Origin of the sequence: Rhodococcus sp. R1101 (assembly GCF_000278445.1) — a bacterium.
GTDB classification, from domain to species: domain Bacteria; phylum Actinomycetota; class Actinomycetes; order Mycobacteriales; family Mycobacteriaceae; genus Rhodococcus; species Rhodococcus gordoniae.
On sequence record NZ_AJVB01000258.1, the window covers coordinates 1 to 5,545 of the forward strand.

The 5,545-nt window shown below is 68.1% G+C and carries 4 protein-coding genes; 1 reads left to right on the forward strand and 3 read right to left on the reverse strand.

Annotation, left to right across the window (positions count from 1 at the left end):
• Positions 1-25: 25 nt before the first annotated feature.
• The 3 genes from R1101_RS0115335 to guaB form a co-directional block, all read right to left on the reverse strand.
• On the reverse strand, positions 26-1,750 hold the full coding sequence (locus R1101_RS0115335) for an FAD-dependent oxidoreductase (RefSeq protein ID WP_016934274.1): 1,725 nt from the start codon (positions 1,748-1,750) through the stop codon (positions 26-28).
• A 186-nt stretch (positions 1,751-1,936) separates the two neighbouring features.
• Entirely contained in the window at positions 1,937-3,070 is a 1,134-nt protein-coding gene (locus R1101_RS0115340) for a GuaB3 family IMP dehydrogenase-related protein (protein WP_016934275.1), read from the reverse strand.
• A gap of 71 nt (positions 3,071-3,141) precedes the next feature.
• Complete coding sequence (gene guaB, locus R1101_RS0115345; RefSeq protein WP_026003319.1) at positions 3,142-4,665, reverse strand: IMP dehydrogenase; 1,524 nt, start codon at positions 4,663-4,665, stop codon at positions 3,142-3,144.
• Positions 4,666-4,924: 259 nt separating this feature from the next.
• On the opposite strand from guaB, the gene R1101_RS0115350 reads away from it, so the two are divergent.
• Positions 4,925-5,335 carry a DUF5319 domain-containing protein gene (locus R1101_RS0115350; RefSeq protein ID WP_016934277.1) on the forward strand — a complete coding sequence of 137 codons (411 nt, stop codon included), beginning with the start codon at positions 4,925-4,927 and terminating at the stop codon, positions 5,333-5,335.
• The last annotated feature ends 210 nt before the right edge of the window (positions 5,336-5,545 follow it).

Genomic DNA, 5,545 nt, shown 5'->3' on the forward strand with positions numbered 1-5,545 from the left:
GCTCATCCGGTCTCTCTGCTGGTCGCTACGCGACGCCGCTGTGCGTGATCCCGACGACCGGCAGACGCAACGCACCGGGCGCGTCGACGGGCACCACGGGGTTCTTCGGTTCGACCGGCGCGACGCGACGGTACGGCTGCCCCTGCGCGGGACGCTGGTCGTCCTCACCCTTGTTGGGCCACAACGCCGCAACGCGTTCGGCTTGCGCCGCGATGGTGAGCGACGGGTTCACACCGAGGTTCGCGGAGACCGCTGCGCCGTCGACGACACTCAGCGTCGGATAGCCGTACACGCGCTGGTAGGGATCGATGACCCCGTGTTCGGGATCGGACCCGATCACCGCGCCGCCGAGGAAGTGCGCGGTGAGCGGGATGTTGAAGATCTCACCCCACGTTCCGCCTGCGACACCGTCGATCTTCTCGGCCATGCGGCGCGTCGCCTCGTTGCCGGCCGGGATCCACGTGGGGTTCGGCTGTCCGTGCCCCTGTTTGCTGGTCACCTTGCGCCGACCGAACAGACCTTTGGTCGTGTAGGTGGTGATGGAGTTGTCGAGGTTCTGCATCACCAGAGCGATGATGGTGCGCTCGCTCCACCGGTGCACCGAGAGCATCCGGAGCATCTTCACCGGGTTCCTCACGACCTCCCCGAGGAACTTCACCCAGCGCGGGGTCCGCCCGTCGCCGTCGGTCATGAGCGTCTGCAGCAGCCCCATCGCGTTGGAGCCCTTGCCGTAACGCACCGGTTCGATGTGGGTGTCGGGCGTCGGGTGGAACGAGGAGGTGATGGCCACCCCGTCGGTGAGGTTCATATCGGGATCGACACTCATCTTGCCTGCGCCGACGATGGATTCGGAGTTGGTGCGGGTCAGTTCGCCGACCCTGTCGGAGAGCTCGGGCAACGCCCCGGTGTCCTTGAGATGATGCAGCAGATGCTGCGTTCCCCACGTTCCGGCCGCGAGGACGACGTGCGCGGCCGTGTAGGTGCGCCGCCCCTTGCGGACCCAGGCGCCGGTACGTTCGGTGATCACGTCCCACGTGCCGTCGGCTGCCTGGCGGAGGTCGGTGACGGTGGTCGACGGGAGGATCTCGGCTCCCGCCCGCTCGGCGAGACCCAGGTAGTTCTTCACGAGGGTGTTCTTCGCGCCGTGACGGCATCCCGTCATGCACTCGCCGCACTCGATGCAACCGGTGCGGTCGGGGCCCGCGCCACCGAAGTAGGGGTCGGCCACTGTGCGGCCGGGTTCGCCGAAGAACACGCCCACGGGCGTCTGAATGAAGGTGTCGCCGACACCCATGTCGTCGGCCACCGACTTGATCACCTTGTCGGCGTCGGTCATCCGGCCGTACTGCACCACACCGAGCATCCGCTTCGCCTGGTCGTAGTACGGGCTCAGTTCGTCGTGCCAGTCGGTGATGTGGGCCCACTGACGGTCCTCGAAGAACGGCATCGGGGGCTTGTAGAGGGTGTTGGCGTAGTTCAGCGACCCACCGCCCACGCCTGCGCCGGCGAGGATCAGGCAGTCGCGCAGCAGGTGGACGCGCTGGATGCCGAAGCAGCCCAATTTCGGAGCCCACAAGAAGCGTCGCAGGTCCCAGCTCGTCTTCGCGAAGTCGGCGTCGGCGTAGCGGCGACCGGCCTCGAGAACGCCGACCTTGTAGCCCTTTTCGACGAGGCGCAACGCCGTGACGCTCCCGCCGAAACCCGAACCGACGATCAGGACGTCGTAGTCCGTGACCCGTTGCCTACCCATGGAACCTCCAGCGACGAGAGTTGTTACCGGCCAGTATGCACCTCGGCGGTGTGACTACAGGCACAGACCCGACTCTACCCGTTACGGGAAGTTGCACGAAAAGAATTGCACGAACGCCGGTGGCCGGTCACCGCGCCGTCCGACGCTGCGACCGGCCACCAGGAAGTGCCGAGAAGAAAATCCGCTCTAGCCGCGGACCGACAGACCGACCTTCTGGAATTCCTTCAGGTCCGAGTATCCGGCCTTCGCCATCGAGCGACGCAGACCACCGACGAGATTGAGCGAGCCCGACGGATCGTCGGACGGACCGAACAGCACCCGGCCGAGGCCCGGTCGTTCGTCCTGGGCGATCCGGACGGCAGCACCGCGCGGCATCGACGGATGTCCGGCCACGGACGGCCAGTACCAGCCCCGGCCGGCCGCCTCCTCGGCGAGGGCCAGCGGTGCCCCGAGCACGACGGCGTCGGCGCCGCACGCGATGGCCTTCGCGAGGTCGCCCGCGGTTTCGATGTCGCCGTCGGCGAGCACGTGGACGTAGCGTCCCCCGGTCTCGTCGAGGTAGTCGCGCCGGGCCGCAGCGGCGTCGGCGATGGCGGTGGCCATCGGGATGCCGATGCCGAGCGAGGAGGATGTGGTGGTCGCCTGCTTCGTGGAGCCGAAGCCGACGATGACACCGGCCGCACCCGTGCGCATCAGGTGCAGCGCGGTGCGGTGGTCGCTGACACCACCGGCGATGACCGGCACGTCGAGCTCCGAGATGAACGTCTTGAGGTTCAGCGGCTCGTCCTCACCGTGGGCCACGTGCTCGGCCGAGATGATGGTGCCCTGGACGACGAGGAGATCGATACCCGCCTTCACGAGTTCGGGCGTGAGCGCGCGCGCGTTCTGCGGGCTGACGCGGACCGCGGTGGTGACACCCGCATCCCGCACCTGTGCGACGGCGGCGGCCAGCAGATCGCCCTGCAGCGGAGCCGCGTGCAGTTCCTGCAGGTAGCGGACGGCCGCGCGCGGATCCGTGCTCGCGACCTCCGCGAGACGGGAGACGACGGCGTCGACATCGGCATGACGACCCCACAGGCCCTCACCGTTGATGACGCCGAGACCGCCGGCCTTGCCCAGCTCGATCGCGAAGGTGGGCGACACCAGCGCATCGGTGGGGTGGGCCAGCACCGGGATGTCGAAACGGTAGGCGTCGATCTGCCAGGCCGTCGACACCTCCTTCGACGAACGCGTCCGGCGCGACGGGACGATGTCCACGTCACCCAGTTCGTACGTACGTCGGGCCGTGCGACCCATGCCGATTTCAACGAGGTCGCGCACGCGCGCCCCTTTCTCCTCTTGGACGATGCTCCCGTCCTACTCGGAACGGGACCCTGCTGCGGACGCGAAAACTACCGGACCACGTAGTTCGGTGCCTCGGCGGTGATCGTGATGTCGTGCGGGTGGCTCTCCTTGAGGCCGGCGGCGGTGATCTGCACGAACTGCGCCTCCTGCAGCCGCTCGATCGTCGTCGCGCCGGTGTAGCCCATCGCTGCGCGCAGACCGCCGATGAGCTGGTGAGTGACCTGCTGCAGCGGGCCGCGGAACGGCACGCGTCCTTCGATGCCCTCGGGCACGAGCTTGTCCTCGGAGAGCACGTCGTCCTGGAAGTAGCGGTCCTTCGAGTAGGACTTGGCCTCGCCGCGGCTCTGCATCGCGCCGAGCGAACCCATGCCGCGGTAGCTCTTGAACTGCTTGCCGTTGACCAGGATCAGCTCACCCGGGGACTCGGTGGTGCCGGCGAGCAGCGAACCGAGCATCGCGGTGGACGCACCGGCCGCCAGGGCCTTGGCGACGTCGCCGGAGAACTGCATACCGCCGTCGGCGATGACCGGCACGCCGTGGGCCCGGGCCACGGCGGACGCCTCGAGGATCGCCGTGATCTGGGGAGCGCCGACACCGGCGACGACGCGGGTCGTGCAGATCGAGCCGGGACCGATCCCCACCTTGACGGCGTCCACCCCCGCGCCGATGAGCGCTTCGGTGCCCGCGCGGGTGGCGACATTGCCGCCGATGATCTGCACGCGGTCGCCGACCTCGCTCTTGAGCTTGGAGATCATGGACAGCACGCCGACCGAATGGCCGTGTGCGCTGTCGACGACGAGCACGTCCACACCGGCGTCGACCAGCGTCATGGCGCGGGTCCAGGCGTCGTCGCCCACACCCACGGCGGCACCGACGAGCAGACGACCGTCGCGGTCCTTCGTGGCGTTGGGGTGCTGCTCGGTCTTGACGAAGTCCTTGACGGTGATCAGACCGGTGAGCTTGCCCTGCCCGTCCACGATCGGCAGCTTCTCGATCTTGTGGCGACGCAGGAGACCGAGCGCAGCCTCCGCGGTGACACCCTCGCGGGCGGTGACGAGCGGGGCCTTCGTCATGACCTCGGCGACCGGGCGGTTCTGGTCGACCTCGAACCGCATGTCGCGGTTGGTGATGATGCCGACGAGCTGGCCCGCGTCGTCGGTCACCGGCAGACCCGAGATGCGGAATCGCGCGCACTTCGCGTCGACCTCGGCCAGCGTGTCGCTCGGCTTGCAGGTGACCGGGTCGGTGACCATGCCGGCCTCCGACCTCTTGACGGTCTCGACCTGCGCGGCCTGCACCTCGGCCGGCATGTTGCGGTGCAGCACACCCATGCCGCCGGCCCGCGCCATCGCGATGGCCATGCGGGACTCGGTGACGGTGTCCATTGCCGAGCTGACCAGCGGGATCCGCAGACGGATCTCACGGGTGAGCTGACTCGACGTGTCGACCTGACTCGGGACGACGTCGGAAGCCGCGGGAAGCAGCAGCACGTCGTCGAAGGTCAGACCCAGCATCGCGACCTTGTTCGGGTCGTCACCGCCGGTGTGCACGCGCCCTCCGGTACTACTCATGCGGTTCGGACCCTCCGTGACAGTCGATGGGAGCGGACGGGAGAACCGTCCGGCAGCAGGAATGAATGAAGGCTGTGCGCGCTCGTCGCACCGACGGGCGGATGGAGAGCGGCACGCACCTGTCCATGTTATCTGTTCCTGGAACAAGCCCGGCTCCCACCCTGTTCCCCGATGTTCGTCACATCACGTCCTGTGATTTCACGGCGTGTCCCCTGGCGACCGCTGGCGCAGACCCCCTCGGTCTGCGTACCGTGGAGTCGTGCGTGATCAGTTGCCTCCCGGACTCCCACCGGACCCGTTCGCAGGAGACCCCGACGATCCGTCCGCAGCACTGGACGCGATCGAGCCGGGCCAGCCCCTGGATCCTGCGGAGCGACTCGCGGTGGAAGAGGACCTCGCAGACCTGGCCGTCTACGAGGCGCTGCTGGCTCCCCGCGGCGTCCGCGGACTCGTGGTGTGCTGCGAGGACTGCCACCAGGACCACTACCACGACTGGGACATGCTGCGAGCCAACCTGCTCCAGTTGCTCGTCGACGGCACCGTCAGACCGCACGAGCCGGCCTTCGACCCTTCTCCCGACGCCTACGTCACCTGGGACTACTGCCGCGGGTACGCGGACGCGTCCATGAACGAGGCCCTGCCCGTCGATCCCTACGGTATGGACTCCTGACCTACCCCGTCCCACGCGGACCACGCATCACGGCACTTCCACGAACGAACCCGGGCCCGGCAGCACGTGCTGCCGGGCCCGGGTTCGTTCGTACTTCTAGCCGCCTTCCGAGAAGGTCACGGACGCCGGAGCGAGATCTGTTCCCGGTCCGTTCTGTGTCGGCCGCGGCGACGATGCCGTCGTCGTCGGAACGGAAGTCGGAGAAAGAGT

Bases quoted from the DNA above. Each gene is read 5' to 3' on its own strand.
- R1101_RS0115335 (WP_016934274.1), bottom strand. From the start codon at position 1,750: ATGGGTAGGCAACGGGTCACGGACTACGACGTCCTGATCGTCGGTTCG.
- guaB (WP_026003319.1), bottom strand. From the start codon at position 4,665: ATGAGTAGTACCGGAGGGCGCGTGCACACCGGCGGTGACGACCCGAAC.